This window comes from Ramlibacter sp. P4_H7 (assembly GCF_056400765.1).
The window spans coordinates 299,686-318,886 of sequence record NZ_JBFUKP010000002.1 but is presented as its reverse complement, the minus strand read 5'-3'; the positions used below and the strand labels follow the sequence as shown (position 1 = coordinate 318,886).

The window sequence follows — 19,201 nt, the reverse complement described above, 5'->3', positions numbered from 1 at the left end:
CGACCACGGTGTCTTCACGCTTCACGTGCGCGGACTCGCGTCGTTCGCCCCACCCTGCCCGGCCATGTCCTGGGGCGACTAAACTGCGTCCTGCTCCCGGAGACAAAGCATGAACGCACCCGCCGCCCTCGCGCACCTGGTTCCCGATGTCCAGCAGCGCGCCGTCCCCGCTGCGCTGATCGAGGCGCTCAAGGCGCGTTTCGGCGAGCGCTGCTCCACCGCCATGGCCGTGCGCGAGCAGCACGGCCGCGACGAATCCTCTTTCCAGGTGCCGCCGCCGGCCGCCGTGGTATTCGCGGAGAGCACGAACGACGTGGCCGATGCCGTGCGGCTGGCCGCGCAGCACGACGTGCCCGTGATTCCCTTCGGCGTCGGCTCATCGCTCGAAGGCCACCTGCTGGCCGTGCAGGGTGGCATCAGCATCGACGTGGGGCGCATGAACAAGGTGCTGTCGGTGAACCCGGAAGACCTCACGGTCACCGTGCAGCCGGGCGTGACGCGCAAGCAGCTCAACGAGGAGATCAAGAGCACCGGCCTGTTCTTCCCGATCGACCCCGGGGCCGACGCGACCATCGGCGGCATGAGCGCCACCCGCGCGTCCGGGACCAACGCCGTGCGCTACGGCACGATGCGCGAGAACGTGCTGGCGCTCGAAGTGGTGACTGCCAGTGGGGAAGTGATCCGCACGGGCACGCGTGCCAAGAAATCCGCCGCCGGCTACGACCTCACGCGCCTGTTCGTGGGCAGCGAAGGCACGCTGGGCGTGCTGACGGAAGTGACGGTGCGGCTGTACCCGATCCCGGAAGCCATCTCCGCGGCGGTATGTTCGTTCCCCAGCATCGAAGCGGCGGTTCGCACCACCATCCAGACGATCCAGCTGGGCGTGCCGATCGCGCGCGTCGAACTGATCGACGAGAACACGGTGCGCATGGTCAACGCCCACAGCAAGCTGGGCCTGCGCGAAGAGGCCATGCTGCTGATGGAATTCCATGGCTCCCCGTCCTCCGTGAAGGAGCAGGCCGAGACCGTGCAGGAGATCGCTTCAGAGCATGGCGGCGAGGCCTTCGAATGGGCCGCGACGCCGGAGGAACGCACGCGGCTCTGGACCGCCCGCCACAATGCCTACTTCGCGGCGGTGCAGTCACGCCCCGGCTGCCGCGCGATCTCCACCGACACCTGCGTGCCGATCTCGCGGCTGGCGGACTGCCTGCTGGAATCGGTGGCGGAAGCCGATGCCAGCGGGCTGCCTTACTTCCTGGTCGGGCACGTGGGCGACGGCAACTTCCACTTCGGCTACCTGCTGGACCCGAACGATCCCAAGGAGCGCGCGGTGGCAGAAGACCTGAACCACAAGCTGGTGTCGCGCGCCCTGCAGCTGGGCGGCACCTGCACCGGCGAGCACGGCGTGGGCCTGCACAAGATGGGCTTCCTGCTGGACGAAACCGGCGCCGGCGCGGTCGACATGATGCGCACGATCAAGCGGGCCCTGGACCCGCGCAACATCATGAACCCGGGGAAGATCTTTTCCCTGTGATCACTGGGCCGGCAGCGCCGCCGCCGGCGCGCCGCCCAGTTCGGTGATCTTCCATTCCTCGTTGATGTTGCGGAAGGCGATGCCGATGACGCGGTTGCCCGTGTCCGCGACCAGGCCCTCCTTCTCGTAGTCGTCGCCCCACTGCACCTTGAGCGCCCGGATCGACGCGCCAACCCGGCGCAGGTCGTCGTCGCTCATCGCTTCCGTGCGCTGGCGCCAGCGCGCCTCCGCCTTGCCCCCCAGGCAGTTCAGCGCCGCTGCGCGGTCGCCCGTCATGAGGGCGCCCATGAAGACCTGCCAGGTCTTCTCCACGGTGCTGAAGCGCGGATCCGGGACGCGGGTCAGCGGTTCGATGGCCCGGAGCCAGTCGTCCGTGCACAGCCGCAGCGGCAAGGTGGTCTCCCCGCGCCGGCTGGCCCGCACCTTGGCGGCGAGCTGCTTGTCGTATTCGGCGAGGACGGCGGCATGCCGGCGGGTCCAGGCGGCATAGACCGCCGCGCTGGTTTCGGCAAAGCCGGGCGCGTCGGCACGGCAGCGCTCGAACTGGGCCGAGATCTCCAGCACATCGCGCTTGCGCTTGGTGGGTTTCACGTAGACGTCGTCATCGATCGCCGCCGGCGAAGCGCCCGGCGCCACCGGGTTGACGGTGCTGGGTACGCTCACGGGCCGGTCCACCGGTTTCGGCGCGGGTGCAGGCGCGGCCGCGGGCGGCGCGGCCTGCGCCGCCACGGGAACGCGCGCGGCCGGGACCCGCACGGTGGCCTCGGGCGCGCTCATCTCCGCCAGGGGACAAGGCTCCTGGCGAAAAGTGATGGCGCCATCCGGCTGGTGGCACCGGTACATCTCCGCCTCCGCGACCTGCGTGACTGCCAGCAGGACCAGGGCTCCCAACGCTGCTTTCATCGGATCTCTCCGGTCGAGCACAGGGGGCCATCCTAGGTCGGCCATGGAAGGCAAAGCCGTCTCCAGAGGTAATCGTATACAATATTTCGGATATGCTCCCTTGGAAGTCATCGTCTGCGTCGGAACCGGACCACACGCTGGCCGCCGCGGTGCGTGCGACCTCGCTCGGCAAGCTGGTTCGCGACGACGTGCTGGGGATGATCCTGCGCGGCGAGATCAAGCCGGGCGAGCGGATCAACGAGCCCGACATCGCCGGCCGGCTGGGCGTCTCCCGGGTGCCCGTGCGGGAGGCCTTGCGCGAGCTGGAAAGCTCCGGCTTGGTGGAGGCCCGCAAGCACGCCGGCGTGTTCGTCCGCAAGCTGGGCGCCGAGGAAGTGCGCTCGCTGTACGAGCTGCGCGCCCTGCTCGACGGCTTCGCGGGCCGCCGCGCCGCGTCTCTTCCGGAGCCTGCGCGCACCGCCCTGGCCAATGCACTGGACGCCTCCGTGGCGCGCATGGAAGTCGCCTCCCAGACCGTTGATGTAAGCGCCTACTACAGCGAAAACCTTCGCTTTCATTGGTTGATGGTGGAAGCCACCGGCAACGGCGCGCTCACCGAGACCTATCGCAACCTGACCCAGAAGCTGCACCTGTCGCGCCTGACCAACCTGTCGCACGGCCTCGGCATGCAGGCCTCGGTCGCCGACCACCGCGAGATCGCGGCCGCCCTGCGCGCCGGCGATGCGCGCCATTGCGAGCTGCTGCTGGCCGACCACGTCCAACGTGCCCACCAGCGCCTGGTCACCAAGGATTCACAACAAGGAGATTTGAAGTAGTGAAACGACGCGCCCTCCTGACTGCCGCGCCCGCCCTGGCGCTGGCCCCCTGGTCCTCCGTCCGTGCCCAGGGATTTCCCGACAAGCCGGTCCGCTACATCGTGCCGGTCGCTCCCGGCGGCGGCAGCGACATGGTCGGCCGGACGGTGACAGAGCGCTGGGCCCGCGCCCTGAACGGCACGTTCATCGTCGACAACCAGAGCGGCGGCGGCGGCGTGGTCGCCTGCCAGGCCACCACGCGCGCGGCTCCGGACGGCTACACGCTGATGCAGGGCTACGTGGCGACCCACGGCACCAGTCCGGCCACCCGCAAGCTGCCCTACGACCCGGTGAAGGACTTCACTCCGATCGGAATGATCGGCGCCACGCCCAACGTGCTGGTGGTCGACGCCAACCTGCCGGTGAAGAACTTCAAGGAGTTCGTCGCCTGGCTGAACGCGAACAAGGGCAAGGTGAGCTACGGCTCCGCCGGCCCGGGGTCGCTGACCCACCTGACCATGGAACTGCTCAAGCTGCAGCTGCACGTGCCCATGGTCCACATTCCCTACCGCGGCATCGCGCCCGCCATCACCGACGTGATCGGCGGCCAGACGCAGGCCATGTTCCCCGGCCTCGCCGCGGCGCTGCCGCACATCCGCTCGGGCCGCCTGCGCCCGCTGGGCGTGACCGGCCGACACCGCGCCGAACAGCTGAAAGAAATCCCGACGCTGGAAGAGCTGGGCCTGAAGAATTTCGACGCCATGCAGTGGTACGGTGTCGTCGGTCCCGCCAACATGCCGCGCGAAGTGGTGAGCCGCCTCAACATCTCGCTGGCCCAGGTGCTTTCTGCCGCCGACCTGCGCGAGAAGCTCTCCGCCGAAGCGATCGAGCCGCAAGCCATGAGCCCCGAGGCGTTCGGGAAGTACATCCAGGCGGACGTCGCCCGCTGGACCGCGCTGGTCAAGGCGCAGAACCTGCAGATCGAAGGATAAGAACCATGGCCCGCAACACCCAGGTCCCGGCCGACCACGATGCCCCGCCGATCACGAAGATCCTGGCCGAGTACGTCGCTAAGCACGCTTCGCGCGGCTGGAGCGACGCGGTGGACCACGAGGCGCACCGCACCTTCCTGAACTGGCTGGGCTGCGCCGTCGGCGCGGCGAAGCACGAAGCCGCCGATGCCGCGCTGGCCGCCGTCGCCGAACTGCAGCCCGCGCCGCAGGCCACCGTGGCCGGCCGCAGCGAGCGCGTCGACATGGCGAGCGCCGCGCTGGTCAACGGCATCACCTCGCACACCTTCGACTTCGACGACACCCACCTCAAGACCATCATCCATCCCGCGGGCCCGGTCGCCTCCGCCCTGCTCGCACTGGCCGAGCACCAGGGCATGAGCGGGCGCGAGGTGATCGACGCGCTGGTGCTGGGCATCGACGTGGCCTGCCGACTCGGCAACCTGGTCTATCCCGAGCACTACGACCGCGGCTGGCACATCACCGGCACCACCGGCATGCTGGGCGCCGCCGCCGGCTGCGCGCGCCTGCTGAAGCTGGACGCACAGCAGACGCAGATGGCGCTGGGCATCGCGGCCTCGCAGCCGATCGGCCTGCGCGAGCAGTTCGGGACGATGACCAAGCCGTTCCATCCGGGCGCCGCTGCCCGTGCCGGCCTGATGTCGACGCTGCTCGCCGCCAAGGGCTTCACGGCGAGTCCGCGCGCGCTGGAAGCGCCGCGCGGCTGGGCGCAGGTCGTGTCGACCAAGACCGCCTGGAACGAAGCGACTGATGAACTGGGCGAGCGCTTCGAGATCTCGTTCAACAGCTACAAGCCCTTCGCCTGCGGCATCGTGATCCACCCGAGCATCGACGCCTGCGTGCAGTTGCGAGAGCAAGGCGTGCGCGCCGAGGACGTGGAGCGGATCGAGCTGCGCGTGCACTCGCTGGTGCTGGAGCTCACCGGCAAGAAGGAACCCGCGGACGGCCTGCAGGGCAAGTTCAGCGTGTACCACGGCTGCGCCGCGGGCCTGATCTTCGGCCGCGCCGGCGAGGACGAGTACCACGACGACATCGTCAACCGGCCCGACATGGTGGCGCTGCGCCGCAAGGTGGTGGCGACGGTGGACAACAGCATCGATGAAGCCAGCGCCGACGTCACCGCGGTGCTCGCGGACGGCCGCAAGGTGCACGTGTTCGTGGAACACGCGATCGGCTCGCTGCAAAAGCCGATGACCGACGCGATGCTGGAAACCAAGTTCTCGCAGCTGTCGCTGCCGGTGCTCGGTGCCGCGAAGACGAAGCAGTTGATCGAGGCTTGCTGGGGGCTGGGGAGCGCGAAGGACGTGCGCGCGCTGGCGGCGCTGGCGCGGCCTTAGGCTGCCGGATCGCTGGGGTTCGGCTGCGCGCTCACCCCAGCCTACGGGACTCGCGCGCCGCTGCGTGCGGGCGCGATCGGCTGTCCCTCCCTCCCCTCCCGGGGGAGGGTCGGGGTGGGGGCACTGCGGCCTCCAACGCCATGCGCGCGCGAAGAGAGCCCCCATCCCAGCCTTCCCCCAGAGGGAGAAGGAGCAAGAACCGTTATCCGCGCAGCCGGTCGATCAGCCCGTTCAACTCGTCCAGCGAGCCGAACTGGATCGACACCTCGCCCATCTCCTCGACGCGGCCATGGCGCTTCACGCGCTTCTTCACGCGCACTTCCACTTCCGCCGTCAGCAGATCCGACAGTTCCTCCTCGACGCGGCGCAGGTCGCGTGACTTCTCCTTCTGCGGCTTGGGCGAGGTGAGGTTGAACTCGGCGCCGATCCGCTTCACGAGCGATTCCGCCTCGCGCACCGAGAGCTTCTTCTGCGCGATCTGGTTGGCGGCGGTGATCTGCGCCGCGCGCTCGAGCGCGAGCAGCGCGCGCGCGTGGCCCATGTCGATGTCGCCCGCCATCAGCATGGTCTGCACCGGCTCGGCCAGGTTCAGCAGGCGCAGCAGGTTGGACGCGGCGCTGCGCGAGCGGCCCACCGCCTGCGCCGCCTGTTCGTGCGTGAGGCCGAAGTCCTTGATCAGGCGCTGCAGGCCCTGGGCCTCTTCCAGCGGGTTGAGGTCCTCGCGCTGGATGTTCTCGATCAGCGCCATTGCCGCGGCGGATTCGTCGGGCACGTCGCGCACCAGCACCGGCACGCTGTCCAGGCCGGCAAGGCGCGCCGCCCGGAAGCGGCGCTCGCCGGCGATGATCTCGTACACCGGCCGTATCGCCGCGGCCGGGTCGGAGGGCGCCGCCGCAGCGGAGGGCCCCTGCGATTCCTGTTGGCGGTGCAGCCGTGCTTGTTCGTCGCTCAGGCGACGAACCAGGATCGGCTGCATGATGCCCTGCGCCTTGATCGACTCGGCCAGCTCGTAGAGCGCGCCCTCGTCCATGCGCGTGCGCGGCTGGTACACGCCGGGCACCATGTCCCCCAGCATCAGCGAGGCCGGCAGGCCCGGGTTGGGCCCCGCGCCCTCGCCGCTCTGCGCGGCGCTCTCGTCCACCTTGGGACCGAGCAGCGCTTCGAGCCCGCGGCCCAGGCCCTTGGGTTTCTTCGTCACCATGTCCCGCCTCCGGCCAGACGTCGCGCGCAGGCGGAGCACTTCTCGGGAGGCGGCACGCAGCACGCCGCGTGGTGGGGATGCATTTTCATTCTCGTTCAGTCTTTCATCAGGTCCTGCAGCAGGACGTGGCCTTCCGGCCAGCTCGCCAGGCCGGAGTCGGCATTGATGTGGCCGCAGTCGCCGTAGTCCATGAATTGCGCGTTCCACGCGTGCGCGAACAGGTGCGCGCGCTCGAAGGCGCAATAGGGATCGTTGTGGCTGGCGAGCAGCACGGCGGGAAAGGGCAGCGCCTGCAATTCGATCGGCGACCACGAGGGCAGTTGCTCGCGCACCTGCGGCCGCTCGACGTCGCCCGGCGCCACCAGCAACGCGGCCTTCACCCGCTGCGTGTTGCGCGAGTGCGCGGCCCACGCGGCGGTGAGGATGCACCCCAGGCTGTGCGCCACCAGCACCGCGGGCTCGTCGCAGGACAGCACCATGTCCTCCAGGCGCGCGACCCAGTCGCCACGCAGCGGCCGCAGCCAGTCATGCTGCTCCACGCGCCGGTAGCCATGTCGTTGCTCCCATAGCGTTTGCCAGTGCTTAGTCCCACTGCCCTCCCAGCCGGGCAGGATCAACACGTTCAGCGGTTTCATTGCTACGAAAACGAGAGCGATGTGATCAGGCCACGCGCCGTTCCGCGGCGGCCGATGGCTTCATGGTGGCGAGGCGTTCCACCATCTCCCGGGCGAATTCGACGAAGGCCTGGCTGCCCCGCGCGGCTGCATCGAAGGCCACGCCCGGCAGGCCGTAGCTGGGGGCTTCGGCCAGGCGCACGTTGCGCGGGATCACGGTGTTGAACACCTTGTCGCCGAAGTGCGCCTTGAGCTGGTCGCTCACCTGCTGCTGCAGCGTGATGCGCGGATCGAACATCACGCGCAGCAGGCCGATGATCTCCAGGTCCTTGTTCAGGTTCGCGTGCACCTGCTTGATGGTGTTGACCAGGTCCGACAGTCCCTCGAGCGCGAAGTACTCGCACTGCATGGGAACGATCACCCCGTGCGCCGCGCACAGGCCGTTGAGCGTCAGCAGCGACAGTGCCGGCGGGCAGTCGATCAGGATGAAGTCGTAGTCCGCTTCGATCGCGGCCAGCGCCTGCTTCAGGCGGCGCTCGCGGCGGTCCACGTCCACCAGCTCCACTTCGGCACCCGCGAGGTCGCGGTTGGAGCCGAGGATGTCGTAGCTGCAACCGGCTTCCTTCAGCCGGTCGCTCTGCACGCGGGACTCGGCGATGGTGGCGGCCTCCAGCAGCACGTCGTACACCGTGTGTTGCAGCTTGCGCTTGTCCACGCCCGAACCCATGGTGGCGTTGCCCTGCGGGTCCAGGTCCACCATCAGCACCCGCTGCCCCACCTTTGCCAGGCCGGCCGCCAGGTTGACCGTCGTGGTCGTCTTGCCGACGCCGCCCTTCTGGTTGGCGACGCAGAAAATCTTTGCCATGTGCCCTTACTTGCTGACCGCGAGCTTGACGCCGAAGCCGATGAGGAACATCCCGGCGAGCTTTTCCAGCACCCGGCCGATCAGCGGATTGGCGCGCATGCGCTCCGCCAGGAAATGCGTGAGGAGCACGGCGCCCAGCCCGTAGCCGAAGGTGAGGACCGCGATGGTCGCCGCCATCACGCCGAAGGTGAGCATGCCGCGGTGCTGCGCCGGGTCGACGAACAGCGGGAAGAAGGCCATGTAGAAGACGATCGCCTTGGGGTTGAGCAAGGTGATGACGGCCGCCTGCCGGAAGTAGTGGCGCGGCTCGATGTGCAGGATGGGCTTGCTGCCGGGCTTGGCGAACAGCATCTTCAGGCCCAGCCACGCCAGGTAGGCGGCGCCCAGCCACTGGACGGCCGAGAAGGCGGCGGGATAGGTGACCAGCAGGGTGGCGACCCCCGCGACCGCCGCCCACATGAGCACCTGGTCACCGGCGATGATGCCCAGCGTGGCGCCCAGTCCGCCCCGGATGCCGCCCTTGCCCGTCGAGGTGATCAGCGCCAGGTTGCCCGGGCCGGGGATGGCCAGGAACACCAGGATGGCGGCGACGAATGCGCCGTAATCTGCAACGCCAAACACTGTGGGCCCCTCGAAATGAAGGCCGAGTTTACCGCCCGGCCCTCGGGGAACCTGTGCCCATTTCCTCACCGTGGCGCTTGCGCATCCAGACGATGCAGCGCTCAGCCGCGAGCTCGGGGACGCTCAGCTGTTCCACGTGGAACACTTCAGTTGCCGGCGGCAGCTCGGCCATCTCGGCATCGGGGTGCTTGCCCTTCATGGCCAGCCAGACGCCCTGCTCCGCCAAGGCTGCGCCAGACCAGGAGACGAAATCCTGCAGCGAGGCAAAGGCCCGCGAGCAGATCACGTCGTAGGGACCGTGGAGGTTTTCCACCCGGTCATGGACGCCGCGCAGGTTGGGCAACCCGAGCTGGGCCGCGGCCTGCTGGATGAAGGCCGCCTTCTTGCCCACCGTGTCCACGCATTCGACCTGGACCTCCGGGCAGCAGATGGCGATGACCACGCCCGGGAGTCCGGCGCCGGACCCGACATCCAGAAGGCGGATCGGCCGTCCGCCCGTGTGCCGACGCAACGGCCCGACCGCCGCGAGGCTGTCGAACAGGTGCTGGACCAGCATCTCTTCCGGATCGCGCACCGCGGTCAGGTTGTAGACCTTGTTCCACTTGGCGATGAGCTCCAGGTACTCCAGCAGCTGCTCGTACTGGGCGTCGCTCAGCTGCAGGCCGAGCCCATCCGTGGCCGCACCCAGCCGCCCTGCCCGCTCCGTCGCCTGGCTCATGCGGCCGCCTCGCTCGACTGGTTCGCCGCTTCCACGAAGCCCTTGAACTTGTTCTTCTTGAGGTGGACCAGCAGCAGGGAAATCGCCGCCGGCGTCACGCCCGAGATCCGCGAAGCCAGGCCCAGCGTTTCCGGCCGGTGCTTGTTGAGCTTCTGGCGGACCTCGATGCTCAGCGCGGGGACCTGCATGTAGTCCAGCTCGGCCGGCAGTTTCAGGTTTTCGTAGTACGCGGCCCGCTCCACTTCGTCCTTCTGGCGCTCGATGTAGCCGGAGTACTTCGCGGCGATCTCGATCTGCTCCACCACCGGCGCGAACAGCTCGCCCAGCGTTTCACGTGAAACATCGGCGCCAGCCCACTTGCCGCCTTCCAGCGACATGAGCGTCTCGTAGCCGACGTCGGGCCGCCGCAGCAAATCGCCCAGGTTGTATTCATGGTCCATGCCGGTTCCGAGGACCCGCTGGGCCTCGGCGGCGGACACGATGCGCGGATTCACCCAGGTCGATTTCAAGCGCTCTGTTTCACGTGAAACAGCATCGCGTTTGCGGCTGAAGGCCTCCCACTGGGCGTCGCCCACCAGCCCCAACCGCCGCCCGGCTTCGGTCAGGCGCAGGTCGGCGTTGTCCTCGCGCAGTTGCAACCGGTACTCGGCCCGGCTGGTGAACATGCGGTAGGGCTCGGTCACGCCCTTGCTGATGAGGTCATCCACCAGCACCCCCAGGTACGCTTGATCACGCGACGGCAGCCAGGCGGCTTTCCCCTTCACCTGCAGGGCGGCATTGATCCCGGCGAACAGTCCCTGCGCCGCGGCCTCCTCGTAGCCGGTGGTCCCGTTGATCTGGCCGGCGAAGAACAGGCCGCCGATCGCCCGGGTCTCGAAGCTGCTCTTCAGTCCGCGCGGATCGAAGTAGTCGTACTCGATCGCATAGCCGGGCCGCAGGATGTGGGCGTGCTCCAGGCCGGGCAGCGTCCGCACCAGCCCCAGCTGGATGTCGAAAGGCAGGCTGGTCGAAATCCCGTTGGGATAGAACTCGTTGGTGGTCAGGCCTTCCGGCTCCAGGAAGACCTGGTGGCTGTCCTTGTCCTTGAAACGGTTGATCTTGTCCTCGACGCTCGGACAGTAGCGGGGCCCGACGCCCTCGATCTTCCCCGTGAACATCGGGCTGCGATCGAAGCCGGACCGGATGATCTCGTGGGTGCGCTCGTTGGTGTGCGTGATCCAGCACGGCACCTGCCGCGGATGCATGGCCGCGTTGCCCATGAAGCTGAACACCGGCACTGGATCCAGGTCGCCCGGCTGTTCCTCGCACTTCGTGAAGTCGATGGTGCGGCCGTCGATGCGCGGCGGCGTGCCCGTCTTCAGCCGGCCTTGGGGCAGCTTGAGTTCCTTGAGCCGGGCCGACAGCGATACCGCCGGCGGGTCCCCTGCCCGGCCGGCCGCGTAGTTCTGCAGCCCGACGTGGATCTTCCCGTCCAGGAAAGTGCCCGCCGTCAGCACGACGGTGCGGGCGCGAAAGCGGATGCCGATCTGCGTCACGGCGCCCACCACCCGGTCGCCCTCGACCATCAGGTCGTCCACGGCCTGCTGGAACAGCGTGAGGTTGGGCTGGTTCTCCAGCCGCCGGCGGATCGCGGCCTTGTACAGGATGCGGTCGGCCTGGGCTCGGGTGGCGCGGACCGCCGGCCCCTTGCTGGAGTTGAGGATGCGGAACTGGATCCCGGCCTCGTCGGTCGCGATCGCCATCGCGCCGCCCAGGGCATCCACTTCCTTGACCAGGTGGCCCTTGCCGATTCCGCCAATCGAGGGATTGCAGGACATCTGCCCCAGCGTCTCGATGTTGTGGGTGAGCAGCAGGGTCCTGCAGCCCATGCGCGCGGCGGCGAGGGCTGCTTCGGTGCCGGCGTGGCCGCCGCCAACGACGATGACGTCGAATTCTTCTGGATAAAGCATGGGGTGGCGCCGAACCGGGCGCGGGGGGCCACTGCGGTGGCCGGGTGTCTGGGAGGGGATGATTTTACGGGCGGGGCCGCATCCGTGCCGGCTGTGATGCAATGCGCCCATGAAAGTCCTCGTCTTCGCCGGCAGCACCCGCATCGCCTCCCACAACCGCAAGCTGGCGCGCGAGGTCGCGGCGATGACCCGGGCGGCGGGCGCCGAGGTCACCCACCTGGAGCTGGGCGACTACGACGTCCCCATGTACAACGCCGACCTCGAGGCAAGAGGCACGCCCGCCGATGTCATGAAGCTCAAGCAGCTGTTCTACGAACATCCGGCCTGGCTGGTCTGCACCCCGGAATACAACGCCAGCTACCCTGCCCTGGTGAAGAACACCCTCGACTGGCTGTCCAGTCCGGTCAAGGGCGACCCGGTCTGGAACGACGACTTCCGCTTCAGCCGCGGCAAGGTGGTCGGCGTGCTGAGCGCCTCACCGGGTGCGCTCGGCGGCCTGCGTTCGCAAAGCCACCTGATCCCGCTGCTGTTGAACCTGCACTGCTGGGTCGCGCCGCAGACTTACGCGCTGAGCCGTGCCGCAGACGCCTTCGACGAGCAGGCGCGCCTGAAGGAAGACAGCGCCCGCAAGCGGGTGCAGTCCGTGATCGACCAGGTGCTCTGGGCCGCGGGCCGGCTGCACGCCGACGCGCTATAGAAAGAAGAGCATGGAATGCCGAACCGGCTGCGGCGCCTGCTGCATCGCACCTTCGATCACCAGCCCGATCCCTGGGATGCCCAAGGGCAAGCCGGCCGGGGTCCGGTGTGTCCAGCTCGATGAAGAAAACCGCTGCCGGATCTTCGGGCGACCGGAGCGCCCTGCCTTTTGCGCGGGGCTGCAGCCTTCCAGGGAGATGTGCGGAGCATCGAGCGAGCAGGCGATGGCTTGGTTGCGGAAGCTGGAAGGGGACACCGCGCCGAATCTTCGAGGTTGCGCGTGATCGCTGGGGTTCGCCTGCGGGCTCACCACCAGCCTACGAACTCCCTGCGCGGGTTCGCTTTCAGTACCCGTAGGCCGGGGTGAGCCCGCAGGCAAACCCCAGCGCGCCGCCAAACCGGTTCACCGGTCCACCCCGAGCTCCTCCAGCCGCGCCGCCGAGGCGATCTCGATCCGTCCATAGCCCAGGTGGATCGCGCCCTCCCGCACCAACCCCTGCAACTCCTTGCTGAGCGTCTGCCGCGATACGCCCAGCATCATGGCGAGCGCCTCCTGCGACACCGGCACGTGCGGCCGCAGCTCGCGGGCCTGGGTCGCGTCGCCGCGCGCCAGCAGCAGCAGCCGGCGCGCGACCCGGGCGCGGGTGGAGCGCAAGGTGGCGTCTTCCACCATGCCGTAGAGCGACCGCACGCGCGCCGCCAGCATGCGGCACAGCGCCTGAGCGAAGGCGGGTCGCTTCATCAGCCGATCGAATGCACGACCGGGCAAGGCCAGCAACTCGCTGTCGGCCAGCGCCGTCGCGTCGTGCGTCCGGGGCTGACGGTCCAGCAGCGAGATCTCGCCAAACCAGTTGCCCGTCTCCAGCACCACCAGGATCGCCTCCTTGCCGTCTTCCCGCAGGCTGGACGCCTTGATCGCACCGGCCAGCACGCCGTAGAAGCCGCCGCTGTCGGCGCTCACCGCATCGCCCTGGCGAAACAGCATCTCGCCCGGCGCCAGCCGCATGCGTTCGCACGCCGCCAACATCTCGCGGCGGTCCGCCAGCGGCAGCGCCGCGAACCACGGATTCACGTTCATCCGCTGTAGAGACTCGGCGGTGGAAAGGGGCGACACGGGCGGGGACATTCCAGAGGGTGTTTCCCGGGATTGTCCAAATTTTGACAGTGAGGGGTCAAGCGCGGGCGAAGAATGGCCCGCACCCCAGGACCCTAGGAGCAAGCCCCATGAACATCGCATCCCTGCGCGAAGTCGTCAGCGCCGAGGAGTGGCAGCTGCGCGTGGACCTCGCCGCCGCCTACCGGCTGGTGGCGCTCTACGGCTGGAGCGACCTGGTGTTCACGCACATCAGCGCGCGCATCCCCGGCCCCGAGCACCACTTCCTGATCAACCCCTACGGGCTGATGTTCGACGAGATCACGGCGTCCTCGCTGGTCAAGGTGGACCAGTCGTGCAACAAGGTGATCGACTCGCCCTTCCCCGTGAACCCCGCTGGCTTCACCATCCACAGCTGCATCCACCAGGTCCGCGAGGACGCGGGCTGCGTGCTGCACACACACAGCCGCGCGGGCGTCGCGGTGAGCGCGCAGAAGGCGGGCGTGCTGCCGATCTCGCAGCAAAGCACCTTCGTGCTGGCCTCGCTCGCGTACCACGACTACGAAGGCGTGGCGCTGCGCGACGACGAGCGACCGCGGCTGCAGCGGGACCTGGGCACCAAGAACTTCCTGATGCTGCGCAACCACGGGCTGCTCACGGTGGGGCCGACGATCGCCGACGCCTTCCTCTCGATGTACACGTTCGAGAACACCTGCCGCATCCAGATCGATGCTCAGGGCGGCGGCGAACTGCTGTTCGTGAATCCGCAGATCATGCAAGGCATGGCCCAGGTGCTCAAGACCGTCACCTCCGGCCAGGGCGCCAACATCGCCTGGCCCGCGCTGCTGCGCCGGCTGGACAAGACGGATCCTTCGTACAAGTCCTAGAGTTCGCAAGAGCGCGGCAGCAGCGGCGCTGTGGCGCATCGCTGGGGTTCCTGGCGTCACCCCAGCCTACGGGAAGCATGTCGCGGAGTTCGTAGGCTGGGGTGAGCGCGAAGCCGAACCCCAGCGCTCCCTGGACTGCCAAGTTGCCGCCCCACCCCGCACCGCACTACGACACTTCGGCTTCGCGCGCCAACGCAGGCGCCGGCGTCGGCGCCACCGCGTGCGGCGGGCGCGGGTCGTGCTCCAGCACCATCACTTCCTTGCGCGTCAGCTGCAGCTGGCCAAACATGGTGGCGAAGGCCACGTCCTTGGCGTCGCGGCCGGTGCCGATGCGCACCACGCGGTCCACCGGCGCCATGCCCGTCGGGTCGAACAGCACCCAGTGCCCGTCCAGCCACGCCTCGAACAGCGCATGGAAGTCCTGCGGCGGCTCGTCGAACCAGACATAGCCCACCACGATGCGCGCCGGGATGTTCAGCGCGCGGCAGAAGGTGATGCCCAGGTGCGCGAAATCGCGGCAGACCCCGGCGCGCTGCTCGAACACCTGCTGCGCGGTGCTGTTGGAGTCGGTGCTGCCCGGCTTGTACAGGATGTTCGTGCGGATCCACTCCTCGATCGCGCGCACGCGCCCGAAGCCGGACGGAATGTTGCCGAACAGGCGGATGCCTTCGCTGCACAGCACGTCGGACTCGCAGTAGCGCGTCGCCAGCAGGTAGGGAAAGATGTCGTCGGGCACCTGGCCCACCGGCGTCTCGTGCAGGCTGTCGTCGGGCGGCGCGGTGTGCACCTCGACCTCCGCCTTGTAGTTCACCAGCAGCGGACCGGGCTGCGCGTCGAAGCGGATGAAGCGGTTGCCGCTGCGCGGGTCGGTGTAGCTGTGCGGCGTGACGCCGGAGGAGATGGCGAGCTTCTCGCTCAGGATGTCCTGCGTCGGCCAGTGTGCCGCTTCGATGTTGAAGCAGAAATGGGTCGGCGACTGGACCTGGTATTCGAGGACCGTTTCGACCGTCGACAGGTGCATACGGTGCTCCGTGCTGTGCTGTGGCGTTGAAGCCCCCATGCTAGGTGGCAGCCCAGCCGGGACGAATCGTCCGCCGCCGCCGGCGCATGTAGGACGCGTGCGTCCCACGGCAGAGGCTATTTGCCGAACAGGCCGCGCAGGCTTTCGCCCAGCTTGTCGCCCGCGGTCGCTCCCGCGGCCGTGCCGGCGCCCGGGGCGATCAGCGTGCCCACCGCCGCTCCCAGCAGCGCACCGCGACTGGGCATCACGCTGGGATCGTCCACCGTTCCGCCCACCGTCAGCGGCACGCCCACCGCACCCTTGGTGGTCGCGAGGTCGACGCTGATGCGGCCGCTCAAGGCCTGGTTGGCCGCCATCGACACGTTGCCCTGCGCCGCCAGCGCACCCGAGGTCGCCACCAGGTTCGTCAGGTGCACGGCCTTGCCCTGCGTCGCGACCTGTCCCGCCAGCGTGTCGAGATGGGTCACGCCGCCGCGGCTCAGGCCCACGGTCTGCACCGCCTTCTGCAGGTCGATGCCCATCACCACGGCGTCGCGCACGGTGAAGCGCGTCTGCGTCGTCATGGTGTCGGCGACCTGCCCCGGCTCGCGGAATTCCGAGCGCAGCGTCGTCTGCGCCTGCAGCTTGCCGGTGAGCGGCTTGCTGGGCGCGGTGATCGCCGACACTTCCACGTTTTCGGTGGTCAGCTGGCCGCTGAGCACCTGTGTCCCGTTGCGGCCCGCCTGCAGCTGCAGCTTGCCGGTGATGCGGCCGCCGCCGATGTCCACGCGCAGCGGCCAGTGGGTCGGCTCGCGGTGGATGGTCGCATGCGTGCCCGCCAGGCGCCCCTGCACCACCTTCGCGTCCGCCTTGTCCAGCAGGCGGTCCTCGCCGAATTGCGCCTCCACGTTGACGGTGATGCGCTGCCCTTTCTCGTCGATCCAGCTGATCTCCTCGAACACGGCGCGGCGCGGCAGGATCATCGGCGCGTCGTTGCCGGCCGCAACCGGCGCGGCCTTGCCGGCGGCCTTCTCGCGTCGCTGCATCGCTGCCGTCAGTGCGGAGATACCGGTCTGCGGCAGCACGGCCTTGCGCACGATCAGCGTGCTGATTTCCAGGCGGCCCGCCACGAGCGCCGTCCACACCGGTCGCGCTTCCACGCGCGCGACGGTGAGTGCGGGGCGCGTCTGCACCACCACGTCGTCCACCGCCACGGCCGGCAGCGGCCACAGGTCCACCGAAAGGCGGCCCAGCTTCAGCGGCACGCCCAGTGCAGCCGCCGCCTCCTTCTCCACCCGCGAACGAAAGTCATCGGTGCGCAACCAGTACTGCAGGGCCAGCGCCACGCCGACCAGCAGCAGCGCGATTCCCACCAGGCCGAACACCAGCCACTTCAAAAGCTTTGCCATGAATCCATTGTTGACCAGCCACGACAGCAGCCCCAAGCGAGCAGAGGTCGCCCGCATTGGCTAGCATCGATTTCTGCAGATCACGTTCCCACAGCGCAACACCATCAAGGAAACAAAATGAAGTTGTATTACTCCCCGGGCGCCTGCTCGCTCTCCCCGCACATCGTGCTGCGCGAGGCCGGGCTCGCCTTCGAGCCGGTGATGGCGCCCACCAAGACGCACAAGCTTCCCGATGGCACCGACTACTACAGCATCAATCCGCTCGGTTACGTTCCGATGCTGGAACTCGACGACGGCACGCGCCTGCGCGAAGGGCCGGCCATCGTGCAGTACCTCGCCGACCAGGCGCCGCAGAAGAACCTGGCGCCCGCCAGCGGCACCCTGCCGCGCTATCGCCTGCAGGAGTGGCTCACCTTCATCGGCACCGAGATCCACAAGAGTTTCTCCCCGCTGTTCCAGCCGGCCATGCCGGAAGAAGCCAAGAAGATCTACCGCGACCGGATCGCCAACCGCTTGAACTTCGTCAACGGCGAACTGGCGGGCAAGGACTACCTGATGGGCGACCACTTCACGGTGGCCGATGCCTACCTGTACACCGTCACGCGCTGGGCCAAGCCGATGGCCATCGACCTCTCGGCCTGGCCCCACCTGATGGCGCACCACGCGCGCGTGGATGCGCGGCCGGCGGTGCAGGAAGCGCTGAAGCTCGAAGGCCTGGCGAAGTAAGCCGCCGCAAGAACGCCCACCGATGAAAACCTTGTTCGACCCGGTCCCGGTCGGAAGCCTTCACCTGCGCAATCGCCTCGTGATGGCGCCCCTCACCCGCAACCGCGCCCCCGGCGCCATCCCCACGCCGCTGATGGCGGAGTACTACGCCCAGCGCGCCGGCGCCGGCCTGATCATCAGCGAGGCCACGGCCATCACGCACCAGGGCCAGGGCTATGCCGACGTCCCGGGCCTGTATGGCACCGAGCAGCTCGATGGCTGGAAGCGCGTCACGCAGGCCGTGCATGCGAATGGCGGCCGCATCTACTGCCAGCTCTGGCACGTGGGCCGCGTCTCGCACGTGGACCTGCAGCCGGAACACCAGCAACCCGTGGCGCCCTCGCCGCTCGCCGCGAAGACCAAGACCTTCCTGATCCAGGACGGCGCCGGCAGCTTCGTGCCGACGTCCGCGCCGCGCGAGCTGGACGCCGGGGAAATTCCCGGCATCGTGCGCGACTTCCGCCATGCGGCGCGCAACGCGATCCTCGCGGGCTTCGACGGCGTGGAGGTGCACGGCGCCAACGGCTACCTGCTGGACCAGTTCCTCAAGACCGGTGCCAACCACCGGCGCGACGATTACGGCGGCCCGATCGAGAACCGCGCGCGCCTGCTGCTGGAAGTCATGCGCGAGGTGTGCGAGGAAGTGGGCCGCGAACGCGTGGGCCTGCGCCTGTCGCCCGTGACGCCGGCCAACGACATCGTCGACGCTGATCCGCAGCCCTTGTTCGAGTACGTGGTGCGGCAGCTCGCGCCGCTGCAGCTGGCCTACCTGCACCTGATCGAAGGTTCGACCGGCGGGCCGCGTGAAGTGGAGGGACGCCCGTTCGACTACCAGCGCATGCTCCACGCCTGGCGCGACGCGGGCGCCCGGGGCGCCTGGATGGTGAACAACAGCTACGACAAGCCGCTCGCGGAACAGGCCCTGGCCCATGGCGCCGACCTGGTCGCGTTCGGCCGCCCCTTCATTGCCAATCCCGACCTGGTGGAACGGCTGCGCCGCAATGCGCCGCTCAATGCAGTGGAGAAGGCGACGCTGTACGGCGGCGGCGCGAAGGGCTACACGGACTATCCGGCCCTGTAGGCTGGGGTGACGCCAGGAACCCCAGCGATGCGCGAGCCGCTGGGGTTCGCTGCGCTCACCACCAGCCTACGACGGCGTCGGCCAACGACACCCCGTCACGAAATCACCAGCTACGCCGGCCCGACCCCGATCGGCGCCGGCGTGCGCATCACGATGCGCGTGAACAGGCGGTCGTAGACGGGGTCGTGGTCGCCGGTCACCAGCGGGTCAGAGTTCTGGAAGGCCGCGTTGAGCTGGTCCCAGTCCTGCTCGGTCAGCAGCTTCTGCGCCACCGGCAGCAGCTCGGTTTCCTCGGTGCGCATGTGCGTGAGGTAGAACTCCACGTACTTGCGCGCCGCTTCCTGGAACTGCGCGCGGCGGCTGTCGCCCAGCAGTTCCCACGCCAGCAGCAGGTGCTGCAGTTCACGCACGCGGCTCTCGCCGGACACGTGGTCCCGCTCCAGCCGCTCGATCACTTGCATCAGCTCGGGCGCCACGCGCACGATCATCGGGAACAGCAGGTCCGACTCCTTGGGGTGGTGCCGGCGCTCCGGGAATTCATCGATGTAGAACAGCATCGCGCGCAGCACGTCGAAGAAGCGCTCGGGTTGATCGTCGGGGTCGCGCTCCATCATCTGCAGCATCGAACGCAGGACGGCCGATACCGCGGAATGTTCGTCGCGGATCACTTGCAAGGCAGGTCTTGACATGACAACAGTCTCCT

The 19,201-nt window shown here is 68.5% G+C and carries 20 protein-coding genes; 9 read left to right on the top strand and 11 right to left on the bottom strand.

Features of this window, described 5'->3' with window-relative positions:
• The first annotated feature begins 109 nt into the window (after window positions 1-109).
• A complete protein-coding gene (locus tag AC1DSA_RS04725) occupies window positions 110-1,534 on the top strand; it encodes an FAD-binding oxidoreductase (protein ID WP_477886555.1) in 1,425 nt (474 codons plus the stop codon).
• Here the strand turns inward: AC1DSA_RS04725 and AC1DSA_RS04720 are convergent, their stop codons facing one another.
• Window positions 1,535-2,437: a hypothetical protein gene (locus AC1DSA_RS04720; RefSeq protein WP_477886553.1), complete on the bottom strand. Its 903-nt coding sequence runs from the start codon at window positions 2,435-2,437 to the stop codon at window positions 1,535-1,537.
• Between the two features lie 92 nt (window positions 2,438-2,529).
• On the opposite strand from AC1DSA_RS04720, the gene AC1DSA_RS04715 reads away from it, so the two are divergent.
• The 3 genes from AC1DSA_RS04715 to AC1DSA_RS04705 are packed head-to-tail and all read left to right on the top strand — an operon-like array spanning window position 2,530 to window position 5,599.
• Window positions 2,530-3,252, top strand: coding sequence for an FCD domain-containing protein (locus AC1DSA_RS04715; RefSeq protein ID WP_477886551.1), 723 nt, complete (start codon window positions 2,530-2,532; stop codon window positions 3,250-3,252).
• Window positions 3,252-4,223: a Bug family tripartite tricarboxylate transporter substrate binding protein gene (locus AC1DSA_RS04710; RefSeq protein WP_477886549.1), complete on the top strand. Its 972-nt coding sequence runs from the start codon at window positions 3,252-3,254 to the stop codon at window positions 4,221-4,223. The genes AC1DSA_RS04715 and AC1DSA_RS04710 overlap by 1 nt, the downstream gene beginning before the upstream one ends.
• A gap of 5 nt (window positions 4,224-4,228) precedes the next feature.
• Window positions 4,229-5,599 carry an MmgE/PrpD family protein gene (locus tag AC1DSA_RS04705; protein WP_477886547.1) on the top strand — a complete coding sequence of 457 codons (1,371 nt, stop codon included), beginning with the start codon at window positions 4,229-4,231 and terminating at the stop codon, window positions 5,597-5,599.
• Between the two features lie 202 nt (window positions 5,600-5,801).
• Here AC1DSA_RS04705 and AC1DSA_RS04700 read toward each other — a convergent pair whose 3' ends face one another.
• The 6 genes from AC1DSA_RS04700 to mnmG all read right to left on the bottom strand — a co-directional run bounded on the left by AC1DSA_RS04700 (window position 5,802) and on the right by mnmG (window position 11,567).
• Window positions 5,802-6,800: a ParB/RepB/Spo0J family partition protein gene (locus tag AC1DSA_RS04700; RefSeq protein ID WP_477886544.1), complete on the bottom strand. Its 999-nt coding sequence runs from the start codon at window positions 6,798-6,800 to the stop codon at window positions 5,802-5,804.
• Between the two features lie 95 nt (window positions 6,801-6,895).
• Window positions 6,896-7,435: an RBBP9/YdeN family alpha/beta hydrolase gene (locus tag AC1DSA_RS04695; RefSeq protein ID WP_477886543.1), complete on the bottom strand. Its 540-nt coding sequence runs from the start codon at window positions 7,433-7,435 to the stop codon at window positions 6,896-6,898.
• A gap of 25 nt (window positions 7,436-7,460) precedes the next feature.
• On the bottom strand, window positions 7,461-8,279 hold the full coding sequence (locus tag AC1DSA_RS04690; RefSeq protein ID WP_477886541.1) for a ParA family protein: 819 nt from the start codon (window positions 8,277-8,279) through the stop codon (window positions 7,461-7,463).
• Between the two features lie 6 nt (window positions 8,280-8,285).
• Window positions 8,286-8,900 (bottom strand): LysE family transporter, encoded by a 615-nt coding sequence (locus tag AC1DSA_RS04685; protein ID WP_477886539.1) that lies wholly within the window; start codon window positions 8,898-8,900, stop codon window positions 8,286-8,288.
• Between the two features lie 28 nt (window positions 8,901-8,928).
• Window positions 8,929-9,618 carry a 16S rRNA (guanine(527)-N(7))-methyltransferase RsmG gene (gene rsmG, locus AC1DSA_RS04680; RefSeq protein WP_477886537.1) on the bottom strand — a complete coding sequence of 230 codons (690 nt, stop codon included), beginning with the start codon at window positions 9,616-9,618 and terminating at the stop codon, window positions 8,929-8,931.
• The gene (gene mnmG, locus AC1DSA_RS04675; RefSeq protein ID WP_477886535.1) at window positions 9,615-11,567 is read right to left on the bottom strand and encodes a tRNA uridine-5-carboxymethylaminomethyl(34) synthesis enzyme MnmG; all 1,953 of its coding nucleotides are present in this window, start codon (window positions 11,565-11,567) and stop codon (window positions 9,615-9,617) included. Before mnmG ends, rsmG begins: the two co-directional genes overlap by 4 nt.
• A gap of 109 nt (window positions 11,568-11,676) precedes the next feature.
• On the opposite strand from mnmG, the gene AC1DSA_RS04670 reads away from it, so the two are divergent.
• The gene (locus AC1DSA_RS04670; RefSeq protein WP_477886533.1) at window positions 11,677-12,264 is read left to right on the top strand and encodes an NADPH-dependent FMN reductase; all 588 of its coding nucleotides are present in this window, start codon (window positions 11,677-11,679) and stop codon (window positions 12,262-12,264) included.
• Between the two features lie 10 nt (window positions 12,265-12,274).
• Window positions 12,275-12,547, top strand: a complete 273-nt coding sequence (locus AC1DSA_RS04665; RefSeq protein WP_477886532.1) for a YkgJ family cysteine cluster protein — start codon at window positions 12,275-12,277, stop codon at window positions 12,545-12,547.
• 119 nt (window positions 12,548-12,666) lie between these two features.
• Here the strand turns inward: AC1DSA_RS04665 and AC1DSA_RS04660 are convergent, their stop codons facing one another.
• Window positions 12,667-13,389 (bottom strand): Crp/Fnr family transcriptional regulator, encoded by a 723-nt coding sequence (locus tag AC1DSA_RS04660; protein ID WP_477886530.1) that lies wholly within the window; start codon window positions 13,387-13,389, stop codon window positions 12,667-12,669.
• A 98-nt stretch (window positions 13,390-13,487) separates the two neighbouring features.
• Between AC1DSA_RS04660 and AC1DSA_RS04655 the strand changes: the two genes are divergently transcribed.
• On the top strand, window positions 13,488-14,243 hold the full coding sequence (locus AC1DSA_RS04655) for a class II aldolase/adducin family protein (RefSeq protein WP_477886529.1): 756 nt from the start codon (window positions 13,488-13,490) through the stop codon (window positions 14,241-14,243).
• A 166-nt stretch (window positions 14,244-14,409) separates the two neighbouring features.
• Here the strand turns inward: AC1DSA_RS04655 and AC1DSA_RS04650 are convergent, their stop codons facing one another.
• Together AC1DSA_RS04650 and AC1DSA_RS04645 are read right to left on the bottom strand one after the other, a co-directional pair.
• Window positions 14,410-15,264 carry a transglutaminase-like domain-containing protein gene (locus tag AC1DSA_RS04650; protein ID WP_477886527.1) on the bottom strand — a complete coding sequence of 285 codons (855 nt, stop codon included), beginning with the start codon at window positions 15,262-15,264 and terminating at the stop codon, window positions 14,410-14,412.
• Between the two features lie 116 nt (window positions 15,265-15,380).
• Entirely contained in the window at window positions 15,381-16,652 is a 1,272-nt protein-coding gene (locus tag AC1DSA_RS04645) for an AsmA family protein (RefSeq protein ID WP_477886525.1), read from the bottom strand.
• 117 nt (window positions 16,653-16,769) lie between these two features.
• Here AC1DSA_RS04645 and gstA point away from each other — a divergent pair, with 117 nt between their 5' ends.
• Together gstA and AC1DSA_RS04635 are read left to right on the top strand one after the other, a co-directional pair.
• On the top strand, window positions 16,770-17,378 hold the full coding sequence (gstA, locus tag AC1DSA_RS04640; protein WP_477886523.1) for a glutathione transferase GstA: 609 nt from the start codon (window positions 16,770-16,772) through the stop codon (window positions 17,376-17,378).
• Window positions 17,379-17,400: 22 nt separating this feature from the next.
• Entirely contained in the window at window positions 17,401-18,498 is a 1,098-nt protein-coding gene (locus AC1DSA_RS04635; protein WP_477886521.1) for an alkene reductase, read from the top strand.
• Window positions 18,499-18,608: 110 nt separating this feature from the next.
• Here the strand turns inward: AC1DSA_RS04635 and AC1DSA_RS04630 are convergent, their stop codons facing one another.
• Window positions 18,609-19,187, bottom strand: a complete 579-nt coding sequence (locus AC1DSA_RS04630) for a hemerythrin domain-containing protein (RefSeq protein WP_477886519.1) — start codon at window positions 19,185-19,187, stop codon at window positions 18,609-18,611.
• Window positions 19,188-19,201 lie beyond the last annotated feature (14 nt).

Bases quoted from the DNA above. Each gene is read 5' to 3' on its own strand.
- AC1DSA_RS04725 (WP_477886555.1), top strand. From the start codon at position 110: ATGAACGCACCCGCCGCCCTCGCGCACCTGGTTCCCGATGTCCAGCAG.
- AC1DSA_RS04720 (WP_477886553.1), bottom strand. From the start codon at position 2,437: ATGAAAGCAGCGTTGGGAGCCCTGGTCCTGCTGGCAGTCACGCAGGTC.
- AC1DSA_RS04715 (WP_477886551.1), top strand. From the start codon at position 2,530: ATGCTCCCTTGGAAGTCATCGTCTGCGTCGGAACCGGACCACACGCTG.
- AC1DSA_RS04705 (WP_477886547.1), top strand. From the start codon at position 4,229: ATGGCCCGCAACACCCAGGTCCCGGCCGACCACGATGCCCCGCCGATC.
- AC1DSA_RS04700 (WP_477886544.1), bottom strand. From the start codon at position 6,800: ATGGTGACGAAGAAACCCAAGGGCCTGGGCCGCGGGCTCGAAGCGCTG.
- AC1DSA_RS04695 (WP_477886543.1), bottom strand. From the start codon at position 7,435: ATGAAACCGCTGAACGTGTTGATCCTGCCCGGCTGGGAGGGCAGTGGG.
- AC1DSA_RS04690 (WP_477886541.1), bottom strand. From the start codon at position 8,279: ATGGCAAAGATTTTCTGCGTCGCCAACCAGAAGGGCGGCGTCGGCAAG.
- rsmG (WP_477886537.1), bottom strand. From the start codon at position 9,618: ATGAGCCAGGCGACGGAGCGGGCAGGGCGGCTGGGTGCGGCCACGGAT.
- mnmG (WP_477886535.1), bottom strand. From the start codon at position 11,567: ATGCTTTATCCAGAAGAATTCGACGTCATCGTCGTTGGCGGCGGCCAC.
- AC1DSA_RS04670 (WP_477886533.1), top strand. From the start codon at position 11,677: ATGAAAGTCCTCGTCTTCGCCGGCAGCACCCGCATCGCCTCCCACAAC.
- AC1DSA_RS04665 (WP_477886532.1), top strand. From the start codon at position 12,275: ATGGAATGCCGAACCGGCTGCGGCGCCTGCTGCATCGCACCTTCGATC.
- AC1DSA_RS04660 (WP_477886530.1), bottom strand. From the start codon at position 13,389: ATGTCCCCGCCCGTGTCGCCCCTTTCCACCGCCGAGTCTCTACAGCGG.
- AC1DSA_RS04655 (WP_477886529.1), top strand. From the start codon at position 13,488: ATGAACATCGCATCCCTGCGCGAAGTCGTCAGCGCCGAGGAGTGGCAG.
- AC1DSA_RS04650 (WP_477886527.1), bottom strand. From the start codon at position 15,264: ATGCACCTGTCGACGGTCGAAACGGTCCTCGAATACCAGGTCCAGTCG.
- AC1DSA_RS04645 (WP_477886525.1), bottom strand. From the start codon at position 16,652: ATGGCAAAGCTTTTGAAGTGGCTGGTGTTCGGCCTGGTGGGAATCGCG.
- gstA (WP_477886523.1), top strand. From the start codon at position 16,770: ATGAAGTTGTATTACTCCCCGGGCGCCTGCTCGCTCTCCCCGCACATC.
- AC1DSA_RS04635 (WP_477886521.1), top strand. From the start codon at position 17,401: ATGAAAACCTTGTTCGACCCGGTCCCGGTCGGAAGCCTTCACCTGCGC.
- AC1DSA_RS04630 (WP_477886519.1), bottom strand. From the start codon at position 19,187: ATGTCAAGACCTGCCTTGCAAGTGATCCGCGACGAACATTCCGCGGTA.